The 16,994-nt window shown below is 74.4% G+C and carries 3 protein-coding genes; all 3 read left to right on the top strand.

Annotated features, from left to right (window positions below; all coding sequences use genetic code 11):
• Positions 1–41 precede the first annotated feature (41 nt).
• A complete protein-coding gene (locus tag ACKY0X_RS21480) occupies positions 42–6,482 on the top strand; it encodes a PGRS repeat-containing protein (protein ID WP_409427630.1) in 6,441 nt (2,146 codons plus the stop codon).
• A gap of 152 nt (positions 6,483–6,634) precedes the next feature.
• Positions 6,635–10,543 (top strand): PE family protein, encoded by a 3,909-nt coding sequence (locus ACKY0X_RS21475; RefSeq protein WP_409427629.1) that lies wholly within the window; start codon positions 6,635–6,637, stop codon positions 10,541–10,543.
• Between the two features lie 67 nt (positions 10,544–10,610).
• Complete coding sequence (locus ACKY0X_RS21470; RefSeq protein ID WP_409427628.1) at positions 10,611–16,955, top strand: PGRS repeat-containing protein; 6,345 nt, start codon at positions 10,611–10,613, stop codon at positions 16,953–16,955.
• The last annotated feature ends 39 nt before the right edge of the window (positions 16,956–16,994 follow it).

The raw sequence follows: 16,994 nt of genomic DNA, 5'->3' as shown, positions 1-16,994 counted from the left end.
CTCTTCGATCAACTCCACTCACCCAGATAGGGGTCGTCCCAATGGCTCGTAAGCACCACAGCAACCGTCGTCGCGCCGTCGGTGCCGCGGGGGCGCTGAGCGCCTTCCTAACCTTCGGGATGACCCCGCTGACACCGGCACCGGCAGCGCAGGCCGACGCCGACTTCGGCTGGCTGATCGACCTGTTCGACCCCGCCGCGGGGGCTGGCTTCGACGGCGGAGCCGACCCAGCGGAGTGGGACCTGGCCGCGTGGCTGAACCCGGCGGCGTGGGCTGACTACTTTGCCGGCCTGGACGCCGGTGCCGACTCGGCCGGCCTGGCCGCCGGTAATCCGTTCGACCTGACCGGGCTGCTCGATCAGCTCATCTACACCCCGCTGCACGACGGCATGGTCGACTGGATCAACAGCCCGTTCGGTAGCCAAGTCAACGGCTTTATCAACAACACCTTCGGCTTCGGCTCGATCATCATCGGTAACGGTGCCGCCGGCACCGAGCTCAACCCCGACGGCGGCAACGGCGGCTGGCTGTACGGCGACGGCGGCGCGGGCTACGACGGTTCGCTGACCGGGGTTGCCGGTGGCAATGGTGGCGCGGCCGGGATGTTCGGCAACGGTGGTGCCGGTGGCGACGGCGGCGCGGGCTTCGACGGCGGCAACGGTGGTGCCGGTGGCAGCTGGAGCGGTGTCGGTGGCGCCGGCGGTATCGGTGGCTCTGGCGGCGACGGCGGTAACGGCGGTGCCGGCGCCGGCTGGCTGTTCGCCATCGGCGGTGCCGGCGGTGCCGGCGGCGACGGACTGCTAGGCGCCTCGGGTGCGACCGGTGTCGCGGGCATCAACGGCGGCAACGGCGGTGTCGGTGGAAATGGCGGTGTCGGCGGCAACGGTGGGACCGGCGGCGCGTCCAAGGCATTCCTGTTCGGTGCGGGCGGCAAGGGAGGTGCGGCCGGCGACGGTGGCACCGGTGGCGTCGGTGGTGCGGGTGTTGCCGGCACCAACGGAATCGACGGCGAGACAGGCACGTTCGCCGGTGGTGGTACCGGCAACGGCGGCGACGGCACCGACGGCACCGACGGCGGTAACGGCGGCACGGGTGGCAACGGCGGCACGGCCGGTACGGCCGGTGCCGGTGGGACGGCCAGCTCCTTGTTCGGCAGCAAGGGCTCTGCGGGAGCCATTGGTCAGGCCGGTGACGGCGGCAATGGCGGGGCCGGCGGAGTCGCCGGACTCGGTGGCAACGGCGGTGCAGGCGCCGCCGGCACCGCGGCGAACGTCAACGGTGGCGCGGGCGGTGACGGCGGCGACACCGGCACGGCCGGCGCCGGCGGGGCCGGCGGACAAGCCGGTGGCGCCGGAGCCGTGGCCGGTCAGCAGGGCATCAACGGCGCCGACGTGACCGGTGTCGGCGGCAACGGTGGTGCGGGCGGCAACGGCTACAGCCCCACGGCCGCAGGCGAATCGGGCGGCAACGGTGGCGCCGGTGGTGACGGCGGCGCCTACGGCAACGGCGGCGCGGGCGGTAACGGTGGCGACGGTGCGACCGGCACCGCCGGCGGCGACGGCAATACCACCAACCCCAACGGCACCGACGGCCTCACCGGCGGAAACGGCGGCACCGGCGGCGTCGGCGGCAAGGGCGGTTCGATGGCCGGCAACGGCGGCGCCGGTGGTCGAGGCGGCCACGGCGCGGACGGTGGCGCCGGCGGTGACGGTGCGGTGGGCGCGACCGGCTCGTTCGAGGGCGGTGGCAACGGCACCGGCGGCAACGGTGGCGACGCGGGCAGCGGCGGCAACGGCGGTAGCGGCGGCGACGGTGGTGCGGGCGGTACTGCGGCCCACGGTGTCGCCGGCTCGACCGGTGCCGGAGGAAACGCCGGTAACGGTGGCAACGCCGGCACGGCCGGAGACGGCGGCGCCGGTGCGGCCGGCACAGCTGCGCATCGCGACGGCGGTAGCGGCGGTAACGGCGGCGACACCGGTAACGGCGGCAAAGCCGGCAACGCGGGCAACGGATCCCACACCGGCGCAGCGGGTTCGGCCGGCAGTACGGTCACGATCGGTCAGGGCAACGGCGGTGCGGGCGGCGACGGATTCAGCGCCGTTACCGCCGGCGAGTCCGGAGGTAACGGCGGCCTCGGCGGTGACGGCGGTGATCACGGCAACGGCGGCAACGGTGGCACCGGTGGATCCGGTGCGGACGGCACGAACGGGGCGGCCGGCAACGCGGTGAACCGCGACGGCGGCAACGGCACCGTCGGTGGCAGTGGCGGCAGCGGTGGTGCCGGCGGCAAGGGCGGTTCGATGGCCGGCAATGGCGGTGCCGGCGGTGTGGGTGGTGCAGGCGGCGCGGGCGGTAACGGTGGCAACGGGGTGACCGGCGCCAACGCGAGCACGGCCGGCGGCGATGGCGCGAACGGTGGCGACGGTGGCAACGGCGCCGTGGGCGGCAGCGGCGGTGCCGGCGGTGTCGGCGGAGCGGCCGAGAACGGTCATGCCGGTGCGAATGCCTCCGGCGGCGCCGGCGGTCGTGGCGGTGACGCGGGTGCCGCCGGCAACGGCGGTGCCGGCGGCAACGGCAACGCCGCACACATCAATGGTGGTAACGGTGGTGACGGTGGCGATGTCGGCATCGGCGCCGCGGGCGGTGTCGGCGGAGCGGCCGGCGGCGCTGGGGCGACGGTCGGTGCCACCGGTGCGCACGGCGCCGAGATCATCGGGGCCTCCGGTAACGGCGGCCAGGGCGGCGCGGGCTTCACCCCCACCGCGGCAGGACAATCCGGCGGCGACGGCGGCGCGGGCGGTAACGGCGGTGCCCACGGCAACGGTGGCAACGGCGGTGCCGGGGCGGCAGGTGCGGCCGGGACCAGCGGCCCGGTCGGCAACAACGGCACCCAGGGCAGCGTCAACGGCACCAACGGCGGACAGGGCGGTTCCGGCGGCAATGGTGGCAACGGCGGGGCCGGCGGCACCGGTGGCTCGCTGAGCATCAACACCGCCGGTAACGGCGGCATCGGCGGCGCGGGCGGCGCCGGTGGCAACGGCGGTGTCGGCGGGAAGGGCTTCTCCGCGACGACACCCGGTGCCGACGGCGGCAACGGTGGCAAGGGTGGTCAGGCCGGCTCCGGCGGCGTGGGCGGGGCCGGCGGTAACGCGGGCACCGCGGCCAACGGAACCGTCGGTAGCAACGGCAACGGCGGGGCGGGCGGTAACGCCGGCGACGCTGGAGCGGGCGGCAACGGTGGCGATGGCGCCGCCGGAAATGCCGCCAACCCCAATGGCGGCAACGGGGGCCAGGGTGGTGACCCTGGCAATGTCGCCGGGACCGGTGGCGCCGGCGGCACGGCCGGCGCCACCTCCGGCGGCGGCGGCTTCCACGGCGGCAAGGGCGCCGACGGCGTCTCGGCGACCACGGTGTCGGGTAACGGCGGTAACGGTGGGGCCGGGTTCAGCCCGACCAGCATCGCCGACAACGGCGGCAATGGTGGTGCCGGCGGTAACGGCGGTGCGGCGGGTTCGGCCGGCAACGGCGGCAACGGTGGTGCCGGCGGTGCGGGCGCGACCGGCGTCGGAGGTAGTGGCGCGGTCGGCACCGCGGGCACGGCCGAGAACCCCAACGGCGGTGCCGGCGGCTCCGGTGCGTCCGGTGGCAACGGCGGTAAGGGCGGCAATGGCGGGGCCAGCGGCGCCCTGGTGAGCAACCACGCCGGCAACGGCGGTGTCGGTGGTAAGGGTGGCGACGGTGGTGCCGGTGGCACCGGTGGTGCCGGATTCAGTCCGACGGCGGCCGGTGCCAACGGCGGTGACGGTGGCAAGGGTGGTCAGGCCGGTTCCGGTGGCGTCGGTGGTGCCGGCGGTAATGCGGGTGTGATCAACGGTGCGGCCACCGCGGGTGTCAACGGCAGTGGTGGCGCCGGCGGTAACGCCGGGACGGCCGGCCAAGGCGGCAACGGTGGCAATGGTGCCGCTGGAAACGCGAGCACCCCCAATGGTGGGAACGGCGGCCGCGGTGGCGACGCAGGCAATGTCGCCGGCACCGGTGGAGTCGGCGGCGTGCGCGGGACCGGCGGCACCGGTGGTGTCGACGGAGTGACCGGCGCTAACGGCACGGCGGTCAGCGTGGCCTCCGGTAACGGCGGCAACGGTGGGGCCGGGTTCAGCCCGACCAGCATCGCCGACAACGGCGGCAATGGTGGTGCCGGCGGTAACGGCGGTGCGGCGGGTTCGGCCGGCAACGGCGGCAACGGTGGTGCCGGCGGTGCGGGCGCGACCGGCGTCGGAGGTACCGGCGCGGTCGGCACCGCGGGCACGGCCGAGAACCCCAACGGCGGTGCCGGCGGCTCCGGCGCGGCCGGTGGCAACGGCGGTAAGGGCGGTGTCGGCGGCGCCAGTGGCCTGCTCGGCGTCAACCATGCCGGCAACGGTGGTGCCGGCGGTAAGGGTGGCGACGGTGGTGCCGGTGGCACCGGTGGTGCCGGATTCAGTCCGACGGCGGCCGGTGCCAACGGCGGTGACGGTGGCAAGGGTGGTCAGGCCGGTTCCGGTGGCGTCGGTGGTGCCGGCGGTAATGCGGGTGTGATCAACGGTGCGGCCACCGCGGGTGTCAATGGCAGCGGCGGTGCCGGCGGTAGCGCCGGGACGGCCGGCCAAGGCGGCAACGGTGGCAATGGTGCCGCCGGAGATGCGACGAACGCCAACGGCGGCAACGGCGGCCGCGGCGGCGATGCGGGCAGTGTGGCCGGGACCGGTGGTGCCGGTGGTGCCCGCGGCACCGGAGGCACCGGTGGCGTCGTCGGAGCGACCGGTGCCAACGGCACTTCCGCGGTCGGCCCATCCGGTAACGGCGGTAACGGCGGTAACGGCTACAACGCGGCCGCCGACCCCAACGCGGTAGCCGGCGCGCGCGGTGGCGACGGCGGTAAGGGCGGCACCGGCGGCTCGATTGGTAACGGCGGCAACGGCGGTGCCGGTGGCACCGGTACGGCGGGTCAGGCCGGCGGAAACGCCGCCAACGCCGGAGGTTCCGGGACGGCCGGGCTCACCGGTGGTGCCGGCGGCAACGGTGGTGCGGGCGGCAACGGTGGTGCGGTATCGGGCGCGGCCGGTAACGGCGGCGCCGGCGGCAAGGGCGGCGTCGGCGGTGCGGGCGGCAGCGGCGCGAACGGCTCGACCGGCATCACCGCCCCCGACGGCAGCGGTCTCACCGGCGGTAAGGGCGGCAACGGCGGGAGCGGGGCCATCGGCGGCGCCGGCGGGGTCGGTGGCAGCGGCGGCGTCGGCGGCACCGCCACCGACGGCAGCACCGGCAGCCACGGGGTCGGCGGTCAAGGCGGTGCCGGTGGCCAGGGCGGCAACGCCGGTAATGGCGGTACCGGCGGTGCCGGTGCCGGCGGCGGCACCAACGCGGCCGCCGGAAACGGCGGCCAGGGCGGCAACGGCGGAAACCGCGGTGGCGGCGGGGCCGGTGGTCTCGGTGGCGACAGCGGTAACGGCCAGCTGGCTTCCAGCGGAGCCGGGGGCGCGACCGGAGCCAGCGGCGGCAACGGCGGCAATGGTGGTGTCGGTGGCAACGGCCAGGGCACCGTCAATGGTGCTGGGCAGATCGGTGGCATCGGCGGCAAGGGCGGCGACGCCGGCATCATCGGCAACGGTGGGAATGGCGGAGTCGGCGGCAACGGTGCGGCCGGAACCGCCGGCTACACCCCCCCAACTGGCCAGGCAGCTGGTGGCGGTACCGGAGCGAACGGCGCTAACACCAACCAGGCCGGTCAAATCGGTGGCGCGGGCGGCACGGGCGCGTCCGCGTCGTGCGCGCTGTTCCTCGGCTGCGGCGACATCAACGCCGGTGACGGCGGTAACGGTGGCTACGGCGGGCAGGGCGCGGCCGGCGGCAACGGCGGCGCCGGCGGTGGCGCCAATGCGCAGACCGGCGGAACCCGGGGCTTCGCCTACGGCGGCGACGGCGGCAATGGTGGCAACGGCGGTAACGGCACCAATGGCACGGCCGGGGCCAGCGGTGGCGCCGGTGGCGCGGGCGGTAAGGGCGGTTCGATCGCCGGCAACGGTGGTGACGGCGGTATCGGCGGCCTGGGCGGCAACGGCGGCGCCGGGGAGAACGGTGGCAACGGTGGTGCCGGTGGCGGCGGTGGTACCGGCGAGAACCACCAGGGCACTGGCTACGCCAAGGGCGGCGACGGTGGTGACGGTGGCACCGGCGGTACGGGCGGTAACGGCGGCGCGGGTGGTAACGGCGGTGTCGGTGGCGCGGCGGGGACCGCGCAGGGCATCGGCGCCAACGGCAACACCGGTGTAGGCGGCGCGGGCGGCATCGGCGGTGCGGCCGGTTCCGGTGGCGCCGGTGGTACCGCCGGGGCGGGCGGATCGGCTTCGGCGGGCGGTGCGGTCAGCGCGGACAGGGGCGCCGCAGGCCAGACCGGTGCGGCGGGCAGCTCAGGAACGAAGGGCGCCGACGGTGTTCACGGCTAATCCGCCTCTGTTGCACCAACTGATCCAATCCAGCAGATCGGCGTCACCCCATGGCTCGTAAGCGCCGTAGCGCAGGGCAACATTTCAATCGCATTGACCGAGGCCGGCGGGCAGTCGGCGCTGCTGGGGCGGCGGCATTTTTGGCGTTGGGTGTGTCGCCGTTGGTGTCGGTGCCGGTGGCGCGGGCTGATGGTGAGTTTGATTGGTTGCTGGATCTGTTCGACCCGGCTGCGTGGTCACAGGCGGATGCCTCGGCTGGGTTTGATTGGGGGTCGTTGTTCGATTCGTCGGCGGGGTTGGCCAGTGGCGACCCGTTCGACCTGAGTGCCTACATCGACGAGTTCGTCTATACGCCGTTGCATGCCGGGATGGTCGATTGGATTGAGAGCCCGTTGGGCATCGAGGTCAACTCGTTTGTCAATGACACGTTCGGGTTCGGTTCGATCATCATCGGCAATGGTGCTGCGGGCATCGAGGGTGTCGATGGCGGCAATGGTGGCGCGGGCGGTTGGCTGTTCGGTGACGGTGGTGCTGGTGTCGCCGGCGGTGATGGTGGCGCGGCAGGGCTGTTCGGTAACGGTGGTGCCGGTGGTGCGGGTCTGGCGGGCCTGGCCGGTGGTGATGGTGGTGCTGGCGGTTCGTGGATGGGTGTCGGCGGTGCCGGTGGTGTGGGCGGTGATGGTGGTGGCGCCGGCGGTAATGGTGGCGATGGCACGGGTTGGTTGTTCGGTTCCGGCGGCAATGGTGGTGCCGGTGGGATCGGTGCGGCGGGTGCGGCGGGTCTGGCCGGTGCTACCGGTGTGTGGGCCAATGGAGGCAGCGGCGCGGGTGCGGTTGGTGGCAATGGTGTCCTGGGCGGTAACGGCGGCAATGGTGGTGCCGGTGGTAAGGCGTCGGGCTTGTTCGGCAGTGGTGGCAATGGTGGTGTCGGTGGTGTCGGTGGTGCCGGGGGTAGTGGTGGCCGCGGTGGTGACGGTGCTGGCGGTGAGTGGGATGTGGCCGCTAGCAATGGCAATGGTGGTGATGGTGCCGGTGGTGGTGATGGCGCCAATGGTGGTCAGGGCGGCCAGGGTGGTCTTGGCGGTGCCGGCACCAGCTGGGGGTCTGCGGGTGTCAACGGGCTTGGTGGTCAGGGGGGTGCCGGCGGCAACGCCGGGATCGCCGGCGATGGTGGCGCCGGCTTGGACGCCACCAGCGAGCATCCCGATGGCGGTGACGGTGGCAATGGCGGCGATCCGGGCGCGATCGGTCACGGCGGTCAGGGCGGCCTGACCGGTGGGTCGACCACCGAGCGTGCGGCCAGTGGCGTCGACGGTCAGGCGGCCGGCCACGGCGGTAACGGCGGTAACGGCGGTAACGGTTTCGATGTGGCGGCCTACAACGCCGCTCACGCAGGCGAACTGGGTTTCAAGGCGCTGAGCATTGCCGGTGGCAACGGTGGTAACGCCGGTGACGCCGGGCTGGTCGGTGATGGCGGTGCCGGTGGCAATGGTGGTAACGGCGGTGCCGGTGGCCCCGGTGGCAACGGTGGCTGGTCGGGTGGCAAGGGCGGTACCGGTGGTGACGGCGGCAATGGCGGCAACGGCGGGGCGGCCGGCGCACTAAGTGGTAGCGGCGGCCAGGGCGGCAACGGCGGCTTGGGTGGCGACGGCGGGCACGGCGGCAACGGCACTGGTGTCAACAGCAATGCCGGCAGTGGCGGCGACGGCGGCAAGGGCGGAATCGGCGGCCAAGGCGGGGCCGGACAGACCGGTGCGGCCGGCAGCTACCTCTCCGGTGACGGCAACGGCGGCAATGGCACCAACGGCGGCGCCGGCGGTACCGGCGGTGACGGTGGCAAGGGCGGTGACGCCGGGACCGCGACCGGAACCGGCAACCTGGGCGGCAACGGCAATGGCGGCGCCGGCGGTCAGGGTGGCATCGGGGGCGCGGCCGGTGACGGTGGCCGGGGCGCTGACGGCGACGCTTCAAACGTCAACGGTGGCAATGGTGGTAACGGCGGCAATGTCGGAGTCGCGGGCGCCGGAGGCAACGGCGGTGCGGCTGGCGCCGGCGGCCTGGGCGGTGACGCCGGCACGCACGGCGCCGAAGGCAGCGCACCGACCGGCGGGGGCAACGGCGGCGACGGCGGCAACGGTTTCGCCTCCTCGACCGCGGGCGTCAACGGTGGCGCGGGCGGCGCCGGCGGTAACGGCGGTGAACACGGCAACGGCGGCAACGGTGGCAACGGCGGGAACGGCTTCACCGGTGCGGCTGGCGTGAACGCCACCACCGCGGGCGGCTCCGGCACCAACGGTGGCAACGGCACCGACGGTGGCGCCGGGGGCAAGGGCGGCAACGGCGGCACCCTGGCGGCCAACACAGCCGGTAAGGGCGGAGCCGGCGGTACCGGTGGCGCCGGCGGCAAAGGTGGCGACGGCGCGGTCGGGACCAGCAACGCGACCCAGAAAGACGGCGGCCGCGGCGGCGACGGCGGTGCCGGCGCCGCGGGCGGTAACGGGGGCAATGGTGGTGCCGGCGGAACGGCCCAGGGCGGTGCTGTGCACGGCGCTGACGGTGTCAATGGCGACGGCGGTAAGGGTGGCGCCGGCGGTAATGCCGGTGCAGGCGGAGTAGCCGGCCGTACCAGCTCGAGTGACTGGACCTTGGGTAAGGGTGGGCTCGGCGGCAACGGTGGGCTCGGGGGCAACGGTGGGGTGGCCGGCGCCGGACCGAGCGCGACCGGTGTCGACGGCAACGGCGGCAACGGCGGCAACGGCGGCACCGGTGGCGTGTCGGCGGACGGCGGCGGTAACCCGCACACCATCCCGAACACCGCGGGGTCGGCCGGCAACGGCGGCCTCGGTGGCAACGGCGGCACCGGCTATATCGGTGGCGCCGGTGGCATCGGTGGCAACGGCGGCAACGCCAACCCGCTCGCCTCGGTCGGACAGAACGGACCCGGCGCGGCCGCCGGGGCCGGCGGCAACGGTGGTGCCGGCGGTACGGCCACCGGCAACAGCGCCGGCAGCACCGGCGGTGTCGGCGGTAACGGCGGCAACGGCGGTACACCCGGCTGGACCAACCAAGGTGGCGCCTCCGGCGGCAATGGCGGTGCCGGCGGCTCGGTGGCCGCCGGCGGTAACGGCGACGGTGGCGCTGGCGGCACTGGCGGTAACGGTGGTGCCGGTACCCGGGGTGTCGACGCCGGAGCCGGGAGCGGCTACAGCGGCGGGATGGGCAACGGCAGCGCCGGTGCGGCCGGTGGTTCCGGCGGTAGCGGCGGCAAGGGCGGTGACGCCGGACTCGTCGGTAACGGCGGTGTCGGCGGTAATGGTGGCGCCGCCGGTGCCGGTGGCAACGGCGGTAATGGAGTCGGCCAGTTGTCGGCCGGTAACGGCTATGACGGCACCACCGGTGGCAGTGGGGCGGTTGGCGGCACCGGTGGCAAGGGTGGTGCTGGTGGTGCGGGCGGCTCGGTCTCCGGTGACGGTGGTGCCGGCGGCCGCGGTGGTGCCGCTGGCAGTGGCGGTGTTGGTGGGACCGCCGGCAATGGCTACGACGCAGGAGCGGGCGCGACCCGCGGCGGCGCCGGCGGACAAGGCGGCATCGGTGGTGTCGGCGGTGTCGGTGGTGCCGGTGGTGCCGGTGGTGTGGCCACCAACGGTGCCGGCGGTGACGGTGGTGCGGGCGGTGTCGGTGGAACCGGAAACACTGGCGGCGCCGGCGCCAGGGGAGGCAACGGCTGGGGCCTGTACTCGGCCGGATCTGGTGGTGCCGGTGGTGCCGGAGGTAATGGCGGTTCAAGTGGCGCCGGAGGAGTCGGCGGGGCCAGCGCCACGGGGCCGGGAGGCGACGGCGGTGACAGTGGCAAGGGTGGCAACGGTGGCAACGGCGGCAACGGTGGCGCCGGTGGCGGTAGCTACGGCAGCAAGCCGGGCGGCAATGGCGGCGGTGCCGGAACCGCCGGTACCGCTGGCGCCGTGGGTACCGGCGGCGATGGCACTCCCACAGGTGGTCCGGGCACGTCGGGCGGCAGCGGGGCGGGCGGCACCGTAGGCACCAATGGACCGCACGGCTAGCTCGCTGGACGCGCTCCCCGACAACTCAACCAACTAATCCCGAACTCACCAGATAGGCGTCACTCCCATGGCACGTAACCGTTCCAGCGCAGCTCACCACGTCAACCGCGGCAGCGCACGTCGTCGCACCGTCGGTGCCGCCGGTGCGGTGAGTACCTTTCTGGCACTGGGGATGGCGCCGCAGGCGCAGGCCGACTTCGGTCTGGAAGACCTGTTCGACCCGAACGCCTGGGGCACGTTGTTTGACGGCAACACAGGCGATTTGGGCTTCAACTGGGATCAGCTGTTCGCCGGCGATGAACTCAGCACCGCCCTGAGTGCGGCTTATACCGAGCCGGGTTCGGCGGCGGCACTGCTGGGCGACCCGTTCGGCATCACCGGATTGCTGGGCCAGTACCTGTTTGAGCCGATGCACGCCGGGATGGTGGCGTGGATCAACGACCCCTTCATCGGCAAGCCGGTGGATGACTTCATCAACACCTGGTTCGGGTTCGGTTCGATCATCATTGGCAACGGTGCTGCGGGCACCGAGCTCAATCCCGATGGTGGCGACGGGGGTTGGCTATTCGGAGACGGCGGTGCGGGCTATGACGGTTCGCTGACCGGGGTTGCCGGTGGTGACGGTGGCGCGGCCGGGATGTTCGGCAACGGTGGTGCCGGCGGGGCCGGGGGCCTCGGCTTCGACGGCGGTGACGGCGGTAACGGTGGCACCTGGACCGGGTTCGGCGGCGCCGGTGGTGTTGGTGGCGCCGGCGGTAATGGCGGTGACGGGGGCGCCGGTCTGGGCTGGATCTTCGGCATCGGCGGCAACGGCGGAGCTGGCGGCGACGGACTGGCGGGAATCGCCGGGGCGGTCGGTGTTGCCGGTGTGGACGGCGGCAACGGCGGAGTGGGCGGTAACGGTGGTAACGGCGGCAGCGGTGGTGCCGGCGGGGCGTCCAAGGCGCTGCTGTACGGCTCCGGCGGGCAGGGTGGCGCGGCCGGAAACGGTGGCACCGGTGGTGCCGGAGGTCAGGGTCTGGGTGGCGAAGACGGCACCGATGGCGTGGCCGGGACGTTCGCCGACGGTGGCTCCGGCAACGGTGGCGATGGCACCGCGGGCTCCAACGGTGGTAACGGTGGTGCCGGCGGCAACGGTGGCGCGGCCGGGGCGGCCGGGGCCGCGGGTGTCACCCGTGCGCTGTTCGGCCTGGACGGCAGCGCCGGTGCGTCGGGTCACGGTGGCGACGGTGGCGCCGGCGGTGACGGTGGTGACTCCGGCGTGGGCGGTAACGGTGGTGCGGGTGCGGCCGGGACTGCCATCAACCTTCACGGCGGCGACGGCGGCAACGGTGGCGCCACCGGAACCGCCGGCATCGGTGGGGCGGGCGGTCAGGCCGGCACCGGTGGCGTGGACGGCCAGACCGGTAACGGCGGCGAGGCATCGACCGGTGCCGCGTCCGGTGGTCGAGGCGGCGATGGTTACGACGCCGCTGCCGACCCGAATGCGGCGGCGGGAACCGCCGGTGGCAACGGCGGCAAGGGCGGCAACGCCGGCGACAATGGCAGCGCGGGCGTCGGCGGTAACGGCGGCAACGGTGCCGCCGGAGCGGCCGGAACCAGCAGCACGACAGCCGGTGTGGACGGCACCGCCGGCACCGACGGTGGCGCCGGTGGGAATGGTGGCGCCGGTGGTTTGAACGCCGACGGAATTACTTACGCCGCTACCGGTTTCGGTGGCGACGGTGGTGCCGGCGGCCAGGGCGGCCACGGCTACACCGGCGTGTCCGGTGCGAGCGCCGGCGCGGACGGTGAGAGCGGCAGCAACGGTGGTGCCGGGGGCAACGGCGGTACCGGGGGTACCGGCTCCATCGCGGGCCAGCAGGGTGCCGGAGGTGTCGGCGGCAATGGCGGTAGCGGCGGTGACGGTGCGGCCGGTGATGCGGGCGTCGACGGCACGTCGAGCAACCACGACGGCACGGCCGGTGGCAACGGAGGCAACGGCGGCAACGCGGGCACCGGCGGTGTCGGCGGCCAGGGCGCCGGCGGCCCCGCGGCCAGCGGCAACGACGGCACCGCGGGCCTCGGCGGCAACGGCGGCAACGGCGGTGACGGACTCGCCGGAACCGACAGCACGCAGGCGGGTGTGGACGGCACCGCCGGTGGCAGCGGTGGTGTCGGCGGAAACGGTGGACAGGGTGGCCTGCTCGCGGGTAGCACCACCGACCGTGCCGCCTCGGGTAACGGTGGCGATGGTGGCGCCGGAGCCAAGGGCGGCAACGGATTTACCGGTGTCGATGGCGCGACGCCGGGCGCGGATGGCGTCAGCGGCACCAATGGCGGTGCCGGGGGCAACGGCGGCGCCGGCGGTTCCGGCGCGACGGCCGGCCAGCAGGGCGCCGGCGGTGTCGGCGGCAATGGCGGTAGCGGCGGCAACGGTGCAGCCGGTAAGGCCGGCACCGACGGCGTTATGAACAGTCACGACGGCACGGCCGGCGGTAACGGCGGCAACGGCGGGAACGCCGGCGCTGGTGGCGCCGGTGGTCAGGGCGCCGATGGCCCCGCGGCCAGCGGTAACGATGGCACCGCGGGCCTCGGCGGCAACGGCGGCAAGGGCGGCAACGGCCTTGCAGGTCTGGACGGCGCCGGGCCGGCTGTGAACGGCACCGCCGGCGGCAACGGTGGTGCCGGCGGCAACGGCGGTCAGGGCGGTCTGCTGGCCGGCAGCACCACCGACCGCGCCGCCTCGGGTGCCGGCGGCGATGGTGGCGCCGGAGCCAAGGGCGGCAACGGATTTACCGGTACCAACGGCCTCACGCCGGGTGCTGACGGTGGTAGCGGCACCAATGGTGGTGCTGGCGGTAATGGTGGTGTCGGCGGTACCGGCTCGACCGCCGGTGCGCACGGTGCCGGTGGTGCCGGCGGCAATGGCGGTAGCGGCGGCAATGGGGCAGCCGGTAGCGCGGGTGTCGATGGCACCTCGGCCAACCACGACGGCACGGCCGGCGGCAACGGCGGCAGGGGCGGCAACGCGGCACTCGGCGGCGCCGGCGGCGAGGGCCCTAACGGCACCCACGCAGCCAACGGGACCAATGGCACCGCGGGCCTCGGCGGCAACGGCGGCCAGGGCGGTAGCGGCTTGGCCGGCACCGACAGCACGCAGGCGGGTGTGGACGGCACGGCCGGCGGTAGCGGCGGTAGCGGTGGCAACGGTGGTCTGGGTGGTCTGCTGGCGGGCAGCTCCCCGGACCGGGCTGCCTCGGGTGCCGGCGGTAATGGTGGTGCGGGTGGTAAGGGCGGCAACGGATTTACCGGTGCCGACGGCGTTGCCCCCGGATCTGATGGTGTCAGCGGAACCAACGGCGGTCAGGGTGGAAACGGTGGTGCCGGTGGTACCGGCTCGACGGCCGGTGTGCACGGTGCCGGTGGTGTCGGCGGCAATGGCGGCAGCGGCGGCAAGGGCGCGGCCGGCAGCGTGGGTGTCGATGGCACGTCGGGCAACCACGACGGCACGGCCGGTGGCAACGGTGGCAATGGTGGCAACGCCGGTGCCGGTGGCGCCGGTGGTCAGGGCGCCGACGGTGCTGCGGCTAGCGGTACCAACGGCACCGCGGGTGTCGGCGGTAACGGCGGGTCCGGCGGTAAGGGTCTTGACGGCACCAGCAGCACGCAGGCGGGCGTAGACGGAACTGCCGGTGGCGCTGGTGGTTTGGGTGGCAACGGTGGTCTGGGTGGTCTGCTGGCGGGCAGCTCCACTCAACATGCGGCGTCTGGTACCGGCGGTAATGGTGGTGCGGGTGGTAAGGGCGGCAACGGATTTACCGGTGCCGACGGCGCGACGCCGGGTGCTGATGGTGTCAGCGGAACCAACGGCGGTCAGGGTGGAAACGGTGGCGCCGGTGGTACCGGTTCGACGGCCGGCCAGCATGGTGCCGGTGGTGTCGGTGGCAATGGCGGCAGCGGTGGCAAGGGCGCGGCCGGCAGTGCGGGCGTTGACGGCACTGCGGCTGACCACGACGGCACGGCAGGCGGCCAGGGGGGCAACGGCGGCAATGCCGGCTCCGGTGGCGCCGGCGGCCAAGGAGCCAGTGGGCCTGCGGCCAGCGGCGCCAACGGCACCGCGGGCGTCGGCGGCAATGGTGGCGCTGGTGGTAAGGGCTTCGACGGCACCAACAGCACGACAGCGGGGATAGACGGAACTGCCGGCGGCAATGGTGGTTTGGGCGGTAACGGTGGCCAGGGTGGTCTGCTCGCCGGCAGCACCACCCAGCACGCGGCCTCCGGTAACGGTGGCAATGGCGGCGCGGGCGGTCAGGGCGGCAACGGCTACGACGGCTTGACCGGCGTCAACGCCGGCAGCGGCCAATCCGGCACCAACGGCGGTCAGGGTGGCAACGGTGGTGCCGGCGGTACCGGCGCCGTCGGTGGCGTCGGCGGTAACGCCGGCAATGGTGGTGTCGGCGGCAACGGTGGCAACGGCGTCAACGGTGCCAACGCGACGTCCGCCGGTGCGGACGGCCTCAACGGCGGCAGTGGCGGCAACGGTGGTCAGGGTGGCGCCGGCGGTCAGGGCGGCAACGCGGGCACCTCCACCTCGGGCAACGCGGCCGCCAACGGTAACGGCGGCAGCGGCGGGCGTGGCGGTAACGCCGGCATGGCCGGCGACGGCGGCCGTGGCGCCGACGGCGACGCCACCAACCCCGACGGCGGCAAGGGCGGCGTGGGCGGCGAGGTCGGCACCGCCGGCAACGGCGGATCGGCCGGCGCGCACGGCACCGGTGGTGCCGGCGGCACGAATGGCACCACCGGGGCCGGCGGCACCGCGATCACCGGTCCGGCCGGCAACGGCGGCCAGGGCGGTAACGGCTTCAGCTCCACCAGCTCCGCTGAGAACGGCGGCAACGGTGGCAACGGCGGTGCAGGTGGCGCCGGTGGCTCGCACGGCAACGGCGGCGACGGCGGCAAGGGCGGTGCGGGTGCCACCGGAATCGGCGGGACCGGCGCAGCCGGCACCGCGGGCACGGCAGCCCATCCCGATGGCGGCGCGGGCGGTTCCGGTCTATCCGGCGGCAACGGCGGCAAGGGCGGCACCGGCGGCGCCAGCGGCAGCCTCGCCGCCAACCACGCCGGAAACGGTGGCGCCGGCGGCGCCGGTGGCGCAGGCGGCAACGGTGGCACCGGTGGAGCCGGCTATGACGCCGCCGCCGACCCCAGCGCGCCAGCCGGCACCAATGGCGGCAACGGCGGCAACGGCGGTGAGGCCGGCTCCGGTGGCACTGGTGGCGCCGGCGGTAACGCCGGTGCGATCAACGGCGCGGCCAGTGCGGGTGCCAACGGCAACGGCGGGGCCGGCGGTAACGCCGGTGTCGCAGGACAGGGCGGCAACGGCGGCAACGGTGCTGACGGCAACGCCACCACCCCCACCGGCGGCAACGGCGGCAACGGCGGTGACCCGGGCAACGTCGCCGGCACTGGCGGTGCCGGTGGCGCGCACGGCACCGGTGGCACCGGTGGCATCGACGGCGCACACGGCGCCAGCGGAACCCCGGTCACCACGGCGTCGGGCAACGGCGGCAACGGTGGCAACGGCTACAACGCGGCCACCGACCCCGCCGCCACTGCAGGCACCGACGGCGGTGCGGGCGGCGCGGGCGGCAACGGTGGCTCGGCCGGTAACGGCGGCAACGGTGGAGCAGGTGGCAGCGCGGCCACGGGTGTCGGCGGCTCCGGCGCGGCCGGTACGGCCGGAACTGCCCTCGACCCCAACGGCGGCAACGGGCTTCAGGGCGATGCCGGCGGCAACGGCGGCACGGGCGGCAATGGCGGTAATGGCGGTCTGCTGAGCGTCAACACCGCCGGCAATGGCGGCAACGGCGGCACGGGCGGTGACGGTGGTGCCGGCGGCACCGGCGGTGCGGGCTACAGCGCGACGGTCGCCGGGACCAACGGCGGCGACGGCGGCAACGGCGGCGAGGCCGGCTCGGGTGGAACCGGAGGTGCCGGCGGCAACGCCGGAACCGCGCAGAACGGCAGCGTCATCGGCCTCAACGGCAACGGCGGCAAGGGCGGCAATGCCGGCAGCGCCGGCCAGGGCGGCGACGGCGGCCGCGGCGCCGACGGCAATGCCACCACCCACGACGGTGGCGACGGTGGCGATGGTGGTGACGCCGGCAATGTCGCGGGCACCGGCGGTCAGGGCGGTGCGGCCGGCACCACGATCGGCGGCGGCGGCACGGCCGGTACCGCGGGCGCCGGCGGCACCCCGGCGGCCGGCCCGTCCGGTAACGGCGGTAACGGCGGCGACGGCTACAGCCAGCCGGGAACCGGCACCGGCGGCCGGGGCGGTGCCGGCGGCGACGGCGGCAACATGGGCAACGGTGGCGACGGCGGGCGCGGCGGCGACGGCAGCGCCGGCACGACGGCTGGCGGATAGGCGTCAGGTCGTCGAGTGAACGGATGTCCGCGATGAGAT

The organism is Mycobacterium sp. SMC-11, from assembly GCF_046250095.1.
Taxonomy (GTDB): domain Bacteria; phylum Actinomycetota; class Actinomycetes; order Mycobacteriales; family Mycobacteriaceae; genus Mycobacterium; species Mycobacterium heraklionense_A.
Note: the sequence above shows the minus strand (reverse complement) of the source record. Positions and strands in the feature narration are given on the sequence as shown.